This is a genomic window from Bacillus sp. cl95 (assembly GCF_900115925.1).
Classification (GTDB): Bacteria; Bacillota; Bacilli; order Bacillales; family Cytobacillaceae; genus Neobacillus_A.
In genome coordinates this window covers 209,229-222,991 of the sequence record NZ_FOYF01000005.1, presented here as the reverse complement: position 1 = coordinate 222,991, position 13,763 = coordinate 209,229, and the positions used below count along the sequence as shown (strand labels likewise).

Sequence of the window (13,763 nt, the reverse complement as noted above, 5' to 3'; positions counted from 1 at the left end):
TATAATAAAAATAAAAACATTGAGGGATCTCGTTTATGGGCATATTGCTAGTTATTTTATTAAGTGGTTTTGTGGTCATCATTTTGTTTCTCAAATTTTATCCAGCGTTCGGAGGGAAGGTTACTCAGGCAAAGCGACTAGAGTACGAAAACGCTTCGAATTATTCTAAAGGGAGGTTCTTGAATCAGATAGATACGGACATGAATATGAGTTTCACGGAAAACATGAAAATCATGAAGGACTTTGTGAAAACCAGTCCCAATCGTAAGCCGAAAGATCTACTGAAAACGGAAAGGCCGAACTGGAAATCGGACAAACATGCAAAAGTCATGTGGTTCGGGCACTCAGCTTTCATGCTGGAGTTGGATGGGAAAACGTTGTTGCTCGACCCGATGTTCGGAAGCGTGCCTTCCCCCGTCCCTATTGTCGGAGGTAAGCGCTATAGCGGAGTACTTCCAGTGGAAATCGAAGAACTTCCATGGATTGATGCAGTTTTATTTTCACATGATCATTACGATCATTTGGATTATGGATCCATAAAGAAATTAAAGGATAAAGTAGGAAGATTTATTGTGCCGCTTGGGGTCGGTAGCCATCTCCAAAGATGGGGAGTCGAACCGGAAAGAATTCAAGAACATAATTGGTGGAATGAATTGGAGTTTGTGGGATTGCATCTGGTTTGTACGCCTGCGAGGCACTTTTCAGGGAGAGGTCTTACGGGTCGCAATTCAACCTTATGGTGTTCATGGGTGATCTCGGGGAAGCAAGCGAAGATTTATTTCAGTGGAGATAGTGGTTATGGACCGCATTTTAAGGAGATTGGCGAAAAATATGGACCTTTTGACATCGCATTAATGGAATGTGGCCAGTACGATGAACGATGGTCGACCATTCATATGATGCCGGAAGAAACAGTACAGGCCCATCTTGATGTAAAGGGGAAATGGCTCATTCCCATCCATTGGGGGGCATTCACGCTTGCTCTCCACGATTGGACGGATCCGGTTGAAAGGGTAAAGAAGGCAGCTGAGCAAAGAGGCGTTTCTGTTTCTACTCCTAGGATTGGAGAAATAATCAACATTGGAAATCAAACATATCCTTCTACTATGTGGTGGAAGTAATATTATTAGAAAAGGGTGTCCTCAAAAATAAAATGAGGTCACCCTTTCTTTAACTTCTTATAGAACATAGAGATAAACGCTCAGGAAATGTGCCAGGCTTCCAAGTAAGATGAAAATATGAAAGATCTCGTGAAATCCCATGTATTTAGACTCGAGGAATGCTGGCTTGAGCGCATAAATCACTCCGCCTATCGTATAAAGGATTCCGCCAAAAACTAATAAGAAAACTCCAGCTCCACTCAAACTTGCTGAAAGTGGGGAAACGACCGCAATCACCATCCAGCCCATTGCGATGTAAAGAAGTGTTGAAAGCCAACGGGGACAGTTAAACCAAACCATTTTAAAAGTAACGCCACATACTGCAACCACCGTGATAATCGTAAACATCGTCCATCCTGTAACACCATTTAAGCTAATTAAACAAAAAGGTGTGTAAGAACCGGCTATCAAAATATAAATCATCGAATGGTCTATCCGTCTTAGAAAGGAAATGACATGGTCCTTTGCTATTACCATATGGTAAGTAGCAGATGCACTGTAAAGGAGAATCATACTGATTCCAAAAATAGTGACAGCCGTGATGGCGATGCCTGTTCCTGTTGTGAGTGAAGCTTTTATGACCATGGCAAGCAATCCTATAAATGAAAGAAAAGCTCCGGCTAAATGTGTTAGTCCATTAATGGGTTCGCGAATATATGTGTTCATTTTACAACCTCCTTGTGTTGTTATGTAGTTTTAATAACTACTTATAATGATATTACTATTATATTATGTAGTCAATATTTATATAACACTCTTTGTAAGGTATAATAAATGTTATAAAATAGAGCGGGTGTGACGAAAGTGGAGAATTTGAACAAGATATTACGTAATCTAAATCTTGATAAACAGATTACGATAGAAGATATTCCGAATATAGATTTATACATGGATCAAGTCATTCAATTGTTTGAAAATAAATTTGCAGAATCGAAGCGAAGTGATGAAGAAAAGGTCATGACCAAGACAATGATCAATAATTATGCAAAAGGGAAATTGTTCTTTCCAATCAAAAAGAAGAAATACTCCAAGGAACATATATTATTGATTGCTTTGATTTATCAATTGAAAGGTTCACTATCCATTAACGATATCAAAACAGCCTTAGGGGAACTAAACGATCGTGCTGAAGGAGGTAACGCCAATCTAGAAGCTTTTTATGAAAGCTATCTCCAAATTGTTGGAAACAATGAGAAACGATTTAAAGATGAACTGGACTTGAGAGTAACGGAAGTAAAGGAAGAAATGAGTAGCAAAAATGAATCGAAGTATATGGAGCAACTCTTATTAATTACATCACTTGTTAATATCAGCAATTCGTACCGGAAAGTGGCGGAAAGACTTATTGATGAATTAGGCAAGAAATAAACAGACGGTATACCAAGAGTACGATTAAAGGGGAATGTCTCATTATCATGGAACAAGATCAACGAAAGCGAATTATGAAAGTGCTCCAACATATAGATCAGAATCTAGATGAGAAACTTTCATTGAAAGAACTGGCAAAAATATCTTCATACTCAGACTTTCATTTTCACAGATTGTTTAACGAAATGATGGGAGAGACACCAGCGGATTATGTGAAAAGAATCAGGATGGAGAAAGCGGCCCATTCACTCATTTATGAACCACATACACCGATTACAGAAGTAGCGATGAACTGTGGATTTTCCTCGTTATCCTACTTCACTTCAGCCTTTACAGAGTATTATCACCATAGCCCAAAAGCTTGGAGAGAGGGTGCATATTTAGAAATTTTCCCTCGCCCTTATCTACATAGCAAGAAATCTAAAGTTGATAGCAGTAAATTGGAAGAATTAGATATGAACAAACCTTATACTGAGTTTCAGTGGTTAGATCTGACCAGGATCAAAACGGTGATGTTAGAAGAAAGGCATATGGTATTTACGAAACGCTTTGGAGCTTATTCACAGGAAATCAACAATAGTTGGGAAAGTATTTATCGATGGGCAAATGCAAGAGATTTCTTGACGGATCAAACATCCTTCATCGGAATTCCACAGAACAACCCTTATTTGACACCTCCGGAAAAATGTAGATATGACTGCTGTGTGAGCATTCCAGCCGAACTGGTGAATGAAGATCATGCCGATGTAACCTTCTTCAAAGGTGGCAAGTATGTGTTGTATGAGTTTGAAAATCCGGTTGAATATAAGGAAAGAAGTTTACTTATTGAATCCTATTCCGAGTTGTACAGTTTTTGGCTGCCTCGCAGCGGATACAGATATCTAGGCAACCCTATTGAATTTGTGAAAATCGAAACAAAGCAAGATACGATGGATCTTGAATGTTTTATTTCGGCAATTGCTTTAGAAATTGAACCAAAATAATAGAAAGTAAAAGGAGAATGTCAGGTGGATTTTCAATTGAATGAACTAAATTACTTAGCTGTACTTGTGGGTGGAATCATTTATATGGGGTTTGGAGCAATATATTTTTCACCGATCTTGTTCGGAAATAAGTGGGTAGAGCTAAACAAAGTCGAATTCAATGAAGGCACAAACAACACGCTTAGCTACGTTGGATCTGCACTTGTAGCGATGTTAAGTTCGCTTCTTATGGCGGTAGTGGTTCACTTAACAGGAGCGGATGGAGTGCTTTCTGGTTTAACAGTTGGACTATTAATTGGTCTTTTTGTATCTTTGGCGTATTTAAAAAATACCCTCTTTGGTTTAACAAATAAGAAAGTATTTTTCATCGCGATTGGTGATCATTTGATCATTTTTACTGTGTTAGGTATCCTTCACGGATTGTGGCAATAAAGGTTGTTTTGCAAGGCCCCCAAAAATGGGGGCCTTTGTTTGACTTCTACTTTACGCCAAATAGGAGAGGAAATTTTGTCTGGCTAGATGCTGGATTTGAGCAATCTTAGAGATATCAAGATTGCCTCCACTTACGATCACACCACAATGTTGGCTAAGGATGTTTCGACCGTGTGTGAGCAAGGCAGCAAAAGCAGCAGCGCCAGCCCCTTCAAGCAGCATCTTTTTACGCTCGAGCATATAAACCATTGCGGCAGCAATTTCGTGGTCACTGACGGTAAGCATCTCATCGACGTATTGATGGATGATACTCGATGTCAGTGTTCCTGGCTTCCTGACGGCAATCCCTTCGGCGATGGTGTTGACCTCGGTTTGTTTCCCAACAGAAGTTTGATAAAAGTGATTGAACATCGAGCAAGCACCTTTTGCCTGTACCCCAATTACCCTAATATTCGGCTTCACCAGTTTGGCTGCCACGGCAATTCCACCAATTAGCCCGCCACCACCTACGGGGACAATCAACGTATCGATAAGCGGCTGTTGTTCTAGCATTTCCACCGCAATCGTGGACTGACCTGCCATCACATCATAATCATCAAAGGGATGGACAAAGGTGCTCTTTGTTGTTTTTTGTTCGGTTAGGGCGGCTTCATAGGCTTCATCGTAATTATTACCAGAAAGAACGACTGCAGCTCCGTAATTTCGTGTTGCGGCAATCTTGGCAAGTGGGGTATTTTCTGGCATGAAAATCTTTACTGGAATTCCGCGTTTGGAGGCTGCAAGGGCGACACCTTGAGCATGGTTGCCAGCAGAGGCGGCAATGATACCTTTTTCCGTTTCCTGTCCTGAAAGAAGGGCTAGCTTATAACTTGCACCCCTAATTTTGAATGCCCCCGTTTTTTGCATGTTTTCCATTTTAAAATAAACCTGCTTGCCGGTGAAACGATCAATGGTCGAAGAAGTAGTCAATGGTGTACGGTAAGCGATTGAAGCCAGTTTTTCCATGGCATCATGGATTTTTTCTGCGGTTAAACAATTCCCAAAAGTGTCACGCTCCTCTAGTCATTCGCTGTTGTTCAAACTGTGAAATTTTTTGTTCATAAGTCATCGTTACCCCAATTTCATCTAAGCCATTTAGAAGCATTTCCCTTGGGTAGGGAGGAATATCGAACTTTATTCTTAGACCTTCACCATCCGTAATGGTTTGCTCCTCGAGGTTGATGGAAAGGTGATACTGTCCTGATTCAGCCCTGCACATCAGCAATTGTGTTTCTTCTTGGAGACAGATTGGCAAAAGGCCGTTTTTAAAGCAATTTTGATAAAAAATATCGGCAAAGCTTGGGGCAATGATTACGCGGAATCCATAGTCGGCAAGCGACCATGGGGCGTGTTCCCGCGATGATCCACAGCCGAAGTTTTCCCCGGCAATAAGGATCGACGCACCTGAAAAAACAGGACTGTTCAAAGAAAAGTCATTACGCAATGCTCCGTTATCATCAAATCGCCAATGATAAAAAAGGAATTGACCGAAGCCTGAGCGCTCAATTCTTTTTAAAAACTGTTTCGGAATGATTTGATCGGTATCCACATTGCTGCGGTTTAAGGGATAGACGAGACCATCATGCTTGCGGAGCGGTTCCATGTTCGAATCCTCCTTCTAAGAATAAAGTGGCTGTTTTTGTGATATTTTACGGACATCGATAAAATGACCGGCAATCGCGGCTGCTGCTGCCATTTCAGGACTGACAAGATGGGTTCTGGCTCCGTTACCTTGGCGGCCTTCGAAATTTCGGTTGGAAGTGGAAGCGCAGCGTTCGCCAGCTGGAACGATGTCATCATTCATGGCGAGGCACATGCTGCAGCCTGCTTCACGCCATTCGAATCCGGCGTTCTTGAAAATTTGATCCAACCCCTCGGCTTCCGCTGCTTGTTTCACCTGGTAAGACCCTGGAACGACAAGCGCTCTGACGGCAGGATGTACGTTTTTTCCTTGAATGGTGGCTGCTGCCTTCCGCAAATCACTAAGTCGCGAATTTGTGCAAGAGCCGATAAAAACATGTTCTATTTTTACAGATGAAATCGGCTGTCCGGCTGTCAGACCCATATAAGTGATGGCGCGTTCCATTTCTTCACGAACCGATGGATTGGGCTCGTTGGCCGGATCAGGGACATGACCGGTGATGGGAATACACATACCAGGATGTGTTCCCCAAGTAACCTGAGGAATAACTCGCTCCGCATCGACCTCGATGACGTGATCGTAAACAGCTCCTTCATCTGTCACGAGATTTTTCCATTGGATCACCGCTTCTTCAAAGCTTTCACCCTGAGGCACATACTTTTTGCCTTTTAAGTAAGCAAACGTCGTTTCATCGGGTGCAATCAAGCCTGCTTTAGCCCCTGCTTCAATCGACATATTGCAAATGGTCATCCGTTCATCCATGGAGCAAGAGCGGATGGCCTCGCCTGTAAATTCAATGACATATCCAGTCCCAAAGCGAACCCCGTGTTCGGCAATGATGGCAAGGATTAAGTCTTTTGCCGTTACGCCAGGTCCGAGTTGTCCATTCATTTTTACATGGAGCGTTTTTGGACGGGTTTGCCACAGTGTTTGCGTAGCAAGAACATGTTCAACCTCGCTCGTTCCAATCCCAAACGCTAAGGCACCAAAAGCTCCGTGCGTAGAAGTATGACTGTCGCCACATACGATCGTTTTGCCAGGCTGTGTAAGCCCGAGCTCAGGCCCGATGACATGCACGATTCCATTCTCGGGTTGGTGAAGGTCGGCAAGTTTAATGCCGAATTGCTGACAGTTACCTCTTAGCGTTTCAATTTGTGTTTTGGAGACAGGATCCTGGATGATCTCTCGGAATTTCGTTGGGATATTATGATCCATCGTCGCAAAAGTGAGTTCAGGTCTTCTGACTTGTCGGCCGTTCATCCTTAACCCCTCAAAAGCTTGAGGGGAGGTGACTTCGTGAACAAGATGCAAATCAATATAGAGCAGGTCTGGTTTTCCTTCTTCCTGATGCACAACGTGTTGCTCCCAAATTTTTTCTAATAGAGTCTTAGGTTTGGGCAATCTCAATCTCCCCCTTTTTAGAGTTAGGTAGGTTCGCTTATTTTAGGCGTAACAGCTTAAGATGCAGTTTGAGGCAGTTGTGGATTTGATATGGTCGATAATGAGATCCGTCATTTGGGAAGTTCCAACTTGCCGGCTTTTTGGCAGCTGCAGATCTGCTGTTGCATAGCCGTTATCAAGCACAGACTGAACGGCATTTTCTACTAAATTCGCTTCTTCTTCCATGTTGAACGAGTGTCTTAGCATCATAGCAGCGGATAGGATGGCGGCGATTGGATTGGCCACTCCTTTACCAGCAATATCAGGAGCTGAACCATGGACAGGCTCGTATAATCCGACCCCGTCATGCCTTAAGCTTGCTGAGGGCAGCATGCCGAGCGAACCGGTTAAGACGGAGGCTTCGTCGCTTAAGATGTCGCCGAACAGATTCTCCGTGACGATGACATCGAAATGGGTCGGGTTCGTAATCAACTTCATTGCTGCTGCGTCTACAAGGACATGCTCCACTGTCACATCCGGATAAAGAGCCTTCTTTTCCTCAACGACCTCGCGCCAAAGCTTGCTAGACTCCAGAACATTGGCTTTATCAACTGAGGTAAGGTGTTTGCGTCGCTGTCGGGCATATTGAAAGGCAGTATCTACGATTCTTTCAATTTCTTTTCTTGTATAGAATAAAGTATCTATGACGGACTGGCCGTCTTGATGGCGTTGGCTCGGCGTTCCAAAATAAAGCCCGCCAGTAAGTTCCCTTACAATAAGAAGGTCGCTGCCCTGCACAATCTCTTCTTTTAATGGGGAGGCGTGGAGTAAATTCTTGAACCCTTTGACAGGTCTTAAATTTGCAAATAAGTCGAGCGCTTTTCGGATGCCGAGCAAGCCTTTTTCTGGACGAAGGTGAGAAGGGAGTTGATCCCATTTAGGACCGCCAACCGCTCCGAGTAAAACGGCATCAGCCTTCTGACAGGCAGCTACAGTCGTGGATGGAAGGGGGGTGCCGTGCTCGTCGATGGCAGCCCCGCCAACGGCATGCGTTTCAAAGGAGAAAAAATGATGGCATTCCTCAGCGACTGCTGTCAGCACATCTTTAGCCGCTTCCACGACTTCCTTCCCAATCCCGTCTCCTGGCAGTAAAACGATATGCTTTTTCATCAATAGTCCTCCTTTAGTTAGGTGTTTGGTGTAGAATTAAATATTTTGTGCAGATGTGCGTTTGATGCGGTTTATCTTTTCGTCTCTATTTGTGTAACGTGATGGTTTATTTGTGTAAATTGCAACTTTATTTGTGTGAACATCAATTCTATTTGTGACTGTCAAACCTTTTTCACAAATGACCTCAGAAAACTCCTCTAGAGAATCACAATTGCGCCGTTTCTTTTTGAAATAGCTGTTGCTGATAAAAAACGCGATTGACGGCATTGAGGAATGCTTTAGCTGAGGCTTCAAGCACATCCTGAGCTGAAGCTCGCCCGCTGACAGCTGTTCCATTCACGGTCATGCGGATATGAGCATCGGCGAGGGCGTCGCGTCCTTGCCCGATTGAATTGAGTTGGAAGTGGGTAAGATGGATTTCCTCATCTACCAGCGCTTCTAAGGTGTTGTAAATCGACTCCACACTTCCTTTTCCCGTGCGGGCAGTCTCGACGTGAATGCCTTCCGGTGTTGTTAACGCAACAGTGGCAGTCGGCAAATTAGATGAGCCGTATTGAACTTGGAATGCCTTGAGTTCGTATTTTTTCACCGTTGTCATAGTAGTTTGAATATCGGTCAGAATTGTGAATAAGTCTTCATCGGTAACGTTTTTCTTGCGGTCGGTAAGTTGCTTGAAGGCCTTGAAGGCTTCCATCAACTTCTCTTCGGAAAGGGAATAGCCAAGTTTCTTTAACTTATCGGTAAAAGCGTGACGGCCAGAATGTTTGCCAAGCACAAGCTCATTTGCTCTGATGCCCACAAGTTCAGGATTGATAATCTCGTAAGTAGAGGCGTGTTTCAGCACTCCATCCTGATGGATGCCCGATTCGTGGGCAAAAGCATTACGGCCTACAACTGCTTTATTAGGAGGAACGGACATGCCGGTGAATTTACTGACTAAGTCGCTCGTTCGTTTAATTTCTTGTAAAACTAGATTCGTTGAATGCGGAAATTGATCTTGGCGAATATGAAAGAGGACGGCTAATTCCTCTAAAGCGGCATTGCCTGCGCGCTCGCCGATGCCGTTAATTGTACCCTCAATCTGCGTGGCGCCATTTTCTACCGCCGCAATCGAATTGGCGACCGCCAGGCCCAAGTCGTCGTGGCAGTGCGCCGATAAGATGACTTGATCGATATTACGGACATTTTCTTTTACATAGCGGAACATTTTCCCGTACTCGTCAGGGGTGGCGTAGCCAACGGTATCTGGGAGATTGATGACGGTTGCTCCAGCTGAAATGACTTTTTCGATGATAGAAACAAGAAAATCTAGGTCGGAACGGGAAGCATCCTCTGCAGACCACTCGACTTGTGAAAATTTTCTGCGGGCATAAGCCACCATTTCGGCCGCTTGCTCCGCTACTTGTGCAGGTGTCTTTTTTAACTTATAAGTCATGTGAATCGGCGAGGTAGCCAGAAAGATGTGCAAACGTGGGTCGGCAGCATCCTTAAGTGCCTCCCAACTGATATCGATATCTGATTGGGAGGCCCGGGCAAGACCAGTTATAGAGACATTTTTAATCGTACGGGCAATGGCCCTAACAGATTCAAAGTCTCCTTGTGAGGAAGCCGGGAACCCGGCCTCCATGACATCGACGCCAAATCTTTCTATTTGTCTGGCAATCTCAAGCTTTTCAAGCTGGTTCAAGTTCACACCAGGAGATTGTTCACCATCACGAAGCGTTGTATCAAAAATGTTAACGTGAACCATGGGCAACCACTTCCTTTTTGGGATTTTGCTGTTTCTTGATAAACGGCATTAATTCCCTGAGCTCACGACCCACCTTTTCAATAGGATGATTTTTTTCTTTTTCATTGACGGCTGTAAATTGTGGACGGTTCACTTGATTTTCTAAAATCCAGCCTTTAGCGAACACGCCTGTTTGGATATCATGGAGGACTTCTTTCATACGCGCTTTCGTTTCATCGTTGACGACGCGTGGTCCGGAAACAAAATCTCCCCATTGGGCTGTATCTGAAATCGAATAACGCATGTTTTCGAGTCCGCCTTCGTACATAAGGTCGACGATCAATTTCAATTCATGCAGGCATTCAAAGTAGGCAACTTCAGGTTGGTATCCTGCTTCGGTAAGTGTTTCAAATCCAGCTTTTACGAGACTCGTCAAACCGCCGCACAGAACGGCCTGTTCTCCAAATAGATCCGTTTCAGTTTCTTCTTTAAACGTTGTTTCCAACACGCCAGCCCTGCCTGCACCAATCCCTTTTGCATAGGCAAGCGCAAGTTGTTTTGCTTGACCTGTGTAATCTTGATAGACACCGAATAATGCAGGAACACCTGCACCTTCTGTAAATGTCCTTCGAACAAGATGGCCAGGACCTTTTGGAGCGACCAGGAAGACATCGACATCCTGGGGAGGAACAACTTGATTGAAGTGGATGTTAAAACCGTGGGCAAATACTAGCGCATTGCCTGCCTCTAAATGTGGCTTGATGCTTTCTTCATAAACACGTGGTTGTTGCTCATCGGGAAGAAGCACCATGACCACATCCGCTTCCTTGACAGCGTCAGCCACAGTTGCGACTTGTAATCCATCACTTACGGCCTGGTTCCACGACTTTCCGACTCTAACTCCAACAACAACGTCATAGCCGTTTTCTTTTAAGTTGAGAGCATGTGCATGACCTTGCGAACCATAGCCAATGACCGCAACCTTCTTTTCTTTTAAGACCTCTTCAAAAATATCGTTGTCGTATAAAACCTTTGCCATGGAGCATCATCCCTTCTAATTTGGATTTATTTTGATAGTGAAAATGGAGCAAGCTCTGCGACTTGCGGCTGTTGGCCGCGAAGGAAAGCCGTTAATCCGGTGCGAGCGATTTCCTTAATCCCATAGGGGCGGAGAAGTTCAATCAGTGCTTCTACTTTTTCTGGCTTGCCTGTAACCTGAATCGCGATGCTCTCCTTGCTGACGTCGATGACAGAAGCGCGAAAGGGTTCTATGATCCCGTTGATTTCACTGCGGAAATGACCACTGCTTCCAACTTTGATGAGCGCCAGTTCACGGGCGACAATGGCTTTTTCAGTAATATCAGAGACTTTAAGGACGTCAATTTGCTTGTTTAATTGTTTTGTAAGCTGCTCGAGCTTTTGACTATCCTCCACTTCCACAACGAGCGTCATTTTTGAGATTCCCTGCGTTTCAGTTGGGCCGACAGAAATACTTTCGATATTGAACTGACGCCTTTGCAACAATCCGGTTAAGCGGTTGAGAACGCCACTTCGATTTTCTACAACTGCGGTAATGATTCTTTTCATGGTTTCACCCCAATCATTTCATGGAGACCTTTTCCAGGCGCAATCATCGGGAAGACTTTTTCATCTTGTGGAACGCGGCAATCGATGACTACAGGTCCGTTATACGCAAAAATTTCAGGCAGTAAGGTTCGCAGTTCGTTCTGGTTTTGAATTTTCATTCCTCTTAAGTTGTAGCTTTCTGCAAGTTTTACAAAGTCGGGTTGTACTTGTAGCAACGATTCCGAATAGCGCTTTTCGTAAAATTCTTCTTGCCATTGCCTTACCATTCCTAGTGCACCGTTATTGACGATGAGTACTTTGATTGGCAACCCTCTTTCCTGAAGGACGGATAATTCCTGCAACGTCATTTGGAAACCGGCGTCACCAACGACTGCTACAACCGTTTCATTCGGAGCGGCCAGTTGAGCTCCAATTGCCGCAGGGAAACCAAATCCCATCGTTCCTAGTCCGCCCGAGGTAATCCAGCGGTCAGGTTGATCAAATGCATAATATTGAGCAGCCCACATCTGATGCTGTCCGACATCGGTTGTAACGATGGCATTTCCGTTCGTTACTTCGTGGAGCATTTCCATCAGCCATTGCGGACAGACTTCTTGATCGTAATCTTTGTACCAAAGTGGGTAATTCTCTTTATTTGATTGCAGTTTTTGTAGCCAGTCGCCATGTTGTGGAGATTCCTCTGCATGTATCAATAATTCAAGTAATGCTTCTTTTGAATCGGAAACGATGGGAATCTGGGTGCTGACATTCTTGCCGATTTCAGCGGGATCGATATCGATGTGCGCTACTCGGGCATTTTTGGCGAAATGTTCAAGGTTTCCAGTCAATCGATCATCAAATCTAGCTCCAACGTTGATCAGTAAATCACATTCGAATAAAGCCATGTTGGCGGCATAGGTCCCATGCATTCCTGCCATACCGAGCGCTAGGTCATGGGAGCCAGGGAAGCTACCTAAACCTAATAGAGTAGTTGCAACTGGAAGCCTATGTCTTTCTGCAAATTGTTTTAATAGGGAGGAGGCTTTTCCGTGCAGCACTCCTGCACCTGCAAGAATGACGGGTTTCTTCGCTTTAGCAAGCGAGTCGGCAAGTTTCTTAACTTGCAGCGGGTTAGGCTTGGTGGTCGGTTGATAACCAGGAAGATGAAAATCGGTTGCGAATGTTTCTTCGCTTACCACTTCGGCGGAAATGTCCTTTGGGATATCGACGACAACGGGTCCAGGTCGGCCTGATGTAGCAATATGAAAGGCCTGCCTAACGATTCTGGGCAGTTCACTAACAGATCGCACTTGAAAATTATGTTTCGTAATCGGAGTAGTAATGCCGATAATATCAGCTTCTTGAAAGGCATCGGTGCCGATAACACTGCGGGCAACCTGACCTGTAAAGATGACAAGTGGTAAAGAATCGATCATCGCGTCGGCAATTCCTGTAACGAGATTTGTTGCACCTGGACCTGACGTGGCAATGACAACACCAGGTTTACCAGAAACCCTTGCATAACCTTCGGCGGCATGAATGGAACCTTGTTCATGGCGGAAGAGGATATGTTGGAGTAATTCTTTCGCCCGATAGATGGCGTCATAAATAGGGAGGACGGCACCGCCCGGATATCCAAATAGCGTATCAACACCCTCATCAACCAAGCATTCGATGAGCAAATCGGCCCCAGTCCGTGGCTTAGTCAGCACATCCGTGAGTTGTTTCGCTTCTGCTTTCAACTTGTAGTGACCTCCTTTAAAATTAGGTAGTATTTAAAAAAATAGGACATTTTTGTAAACTGTGTTACTTAATGAAGTTGATTGGAGCGGAAGGTGCGAGACTCCTCGAAAATGCTATCGCATTTTCTTCGTGCGTGGGTCCATTCAAGGAAGCCATTCAACGTCCTGCGGGAGTAGCGGGACAGGTGAGACCCCACAGGCGCCGTGCGCCGAGGAGGCTCACCGCCCGCCCAAGACGAATTTGCACATGAAAAAGCCGGCATTAGGGCTTTTTCATAATTCGTACCGCGGAAAGCGAGCATCCTGGAGTGGAAATCAACCTCTTATCTAAAAATTCTGATATTGTCGAATGAAAAAAAGCCAATCCTCTCCGAATAAACTGCATAGACCATACAGATTAAACGGGGAGAAAAGGCTCTGCTTTTCACGGTACCACCCGGTTTTACAGTTTTCTTGCAAAAACTGCCTTATGAAGCCGCCATTCAAATAATGACGGTTTCGTTTTGATAACGGGTAAGAATACCCGACTAAGCTTAATAGGGATCTCCGTTC

Annotated in this window: 13 protein-coding genes; 4 read left to right on the top strand and 9 right to left on the bottom strand. The window is 44.4% G+C overall.

The features are described from left to right. Nucleotides 1-35 precede the first annotated feature (35 nt). The gene (locus BMZ31_RS15075; RefSeq protein WP_090832748.1) at nt 36-1,121 is read left to right on the top strand and encodes an MBL fold metallo-hydrolase; all 1,086 of its coding nucleotides are present in this window, start codon (nt 36-38) and stop codon (nt 1,119-1,121) included. A 57-nt stretch (nt 1,122-1,178) separates the two neighbouring features. Here BMZ31_RS15075 and BMZ31_RS15070 read toward each other — a convergent pair whose 3' ends face one another. Further along, nucleotides 1,179-1,826 carry a PAQR family membrane homeostasis protein TrhA gene (locus tag BMZ31_RS15070; RefSeq protein WP_090832747.1) on the bottom strand — a complete coding sequence of 216 codons (648 nt, stop codon included), beginning with the start codon at nt 1,824-1,826 and terminating at the stop codon, nt 1,179-1,181. Nucleotides 1,827-1,964: 138 nt separating this feature from the next. On the opposite strand from BMZ31_RS15070, the gene BMZ31_RS15065 reads away from it, so the two are divergent. From BMZ31_RS15065 to BMZ31_RS15055, 3 genes are read left to right on the top strand one after another with little or no spacing between them, the layout of a single operon-like run. Continuing rightward, nucleotides 1,965-2,528 carry a DUF1836 domain-containing protein gene (locus BMZ31_RS15065; RefSeq protein WP_090832746.1) on the top strand — a complete coding sequence of 188 codons (564 nt, stop codon included), beginning with the start codon at nt 1,965-1,967 and terminating at the stop codon, nt 2,526-2,528. A 47-nt stretch (nt 2,529-2,575) separates the two neighbouring features. Continuing rightward, nucleotides 2,576-3,511 (top strand): AraC family transcriptional regulator, encoded by a 936-nt coding sequence (locus tag BMZ31_RS15060; RefSeq protein WP_254778846.1) that lies wholly within the window; start codon nt 2,576-2,578, stop codon nt 3,509-3,511. 24 nt (nt 3,512-3,535) lie between these two features. After that, nucleotides 3,536-3,943: a DUF1761 domain-containing protein gene (locus tag BMZ31_RS15055; RefSeq protein ID WP_090832744.1), complete on the top strand. Its 408-nt coding sequence runs from the start codon at nt 3,536-3,538 to the stop codon at nt 3,941-3,943. A gap of 51 nt (nt 3,944-3,994) precedes the next feature. Here BMZ31_RS15055 and ilvA read toward each other — a convergent pair whose 3' ends face one another. The 8 genes from ilvA to ilvB all read right to left on the bottom strand — a co-directional run bounded on the left by ilvA (nt 3,995) and on the right by ilvB (nt 13,211). After that, on the bottom strand, nt 3,995-4,948 hold the full coding sequence (gene ilvA / locus BMZ31_RS15050; RefSeq protein WP_090832743.1) for a threonine ammonia-lyase: 954 nt from the start codon (nt 4,946-4,948) through the stop codon (nt 3,995-3,997). Nucleotides 4,949-4,991: 43 nt separating this feature from the next. After that, nucleotides 4,992-5,585: a 3-isopropylmalate dehydratase small subunit gene (gene leuD, locus BMZ31_RS15045; RefSeq protein WP_090832742.1), complete on the bottom strand. Its 594-nt coding sequence runs from the start codon at nt 5,583-5,585 to the stop codon at nt 4,992-4,994. Between the two features lie 15 nt (nt 5,586-5,600). Further along, complete coding sequence (gene leuC / locus BMZ31_RS15040; RefSeq protein ID WP_090832741.1) at nt 5,601-7,025, bottom strand: 3-isopropylmalate dehydratase large subunit; 1,425 nt, start codon at nt 7,023-7,025, stop codon at nt 5,601-5,603. Nucleotides 7,026-7,067: 42 nt separating this feature from the next. Further along, nucleotides 7,068-8,174, bottom strand: coding sequence for a 3-isopropylmalate dehydrogenase (gene leuB / locus BMZ31_RS15035; protein WP_090832740.1), 1,107 nt, complete (start codon nt 8,172-8,174; stop codon nt 7,068-7,070). A gap of 205 nt (nt 8,175-8,379) precedes the next feature. After that, nucleotides 8,380-9,924: a 2-isopropylmalate synthase gene (locus BMZ31_RS15030; RefSeq protein WP_090832739.1), complete on the bottom strand. Its 1,545-nt coding sequence runs from the start codon at nt 9,922-9,924 to the stop codon at nt 8,380-8,382. Next, nucleotides 9,911-10,942, bottom strand: a complete 1,032-nt coding sequence (gene ilvC / locus BMZ31_RS15025) for a ketol-acid reductoisomerase (RefSeq protein ID WP_090832738.1) — start codon at nt 10,940-10,942, stop codon at nt 9,911-9,913. The genes BMZ31_RS15030 and ilvC overlap by 14 nt, the downstream gene beginning before the upstream one ends. 26 nt (nt 10,943-10,968) lie before the next feature. Beyond that, nucleotides 10,969-11,490: an acetolactate synthase small subunit gene (ilvN, locus tag BMZ31_RS15020; RefSeq protein ID WP_090832737.1), complete on the bottom strand. Its 522-nt coding sequence runs from the start codon at nt 11,488-11,490 to the stop codon at nt 10,969-10,971. Continuing rightward, nucleotides 11,487-13,211, bottom strand: coding sequence for an acetolactate synthase large subunit (ilvB, locus tag BMZ31_RS15015; RefSeq protein WP_090832736.1), 1,725 nt, complete (start codon nt 13,209-13,211; stop codon nt 11,487-11,489). The genes ilvN and ilvB overlap by 4 nt, the downstream gene beginning before the upstream one ends. Nucleotides 13,212-13,763: the final 552 nt, after the last annotated feature.

Bases quoted from the DNA above. Each gene is read 5' to 3' on its own strand.
- ilvA (WP_090832743.1), bottom strand. From the start codon at position 4,948: ATGGAAAAACTGGCTTCAATCGCTTACCGTACACCATTGACTACTTCT.
- leuB (WP_090832740.1), bottom strand. From the start codon at position 8,174: ATGAAAAAGCATATCGTTTTACTGCCAGGAGACGGGATTGGGAAGGAA.
- leuD (WP_090832742.1), bottom strand. From the start codon at position 5,585: ATGGAACCGCTCCGCAAGCATGATGGTCTCGTCTATCCCTTAAACCGC.
- ilvC (WP_090832738.1), bottom strand. From the start codon at position 10,942: ATGGCAAAGGTTTTATACGACAACGATATTTTTGAAGAGGTCTTAAAA.
- BMZ31_RS15070 (WP_090832747.1), bottom strand. From the start codon at position 1,826: ATGAACACATATATTCGCGAACCCATTAATGGACTAACACATTTAGCC.
- ilvN (WP_090832737.1), bottom strand. From the start codon at position 11,490: ATGAAAAGAATCATTACCGCAGTTGTAGAAAATCGAAGTGGCGTTCTC.
- BMZ31_RS15030 (WP_090832739.1), bottom strand. From the start codon at position 9,924: ATGGTTCACGTTAACATTTTTGATACAACGCTTCGTGATGGTGAACAA.
- BMZ31_RS15075 (WP_090832748.1), top strand. From the start codon at position 36: ATGGGCATATTGCTAGTTATTTTATTAAGTGGTTTTGTGGTCATCATT.
- BMZ31_RS15060 (WP_254778846.1), top strand. From the start codon at position 2,576: ATGGAACAAGATCAACGAAAGCGAATTATGAAAGTGCTCCAACATATA.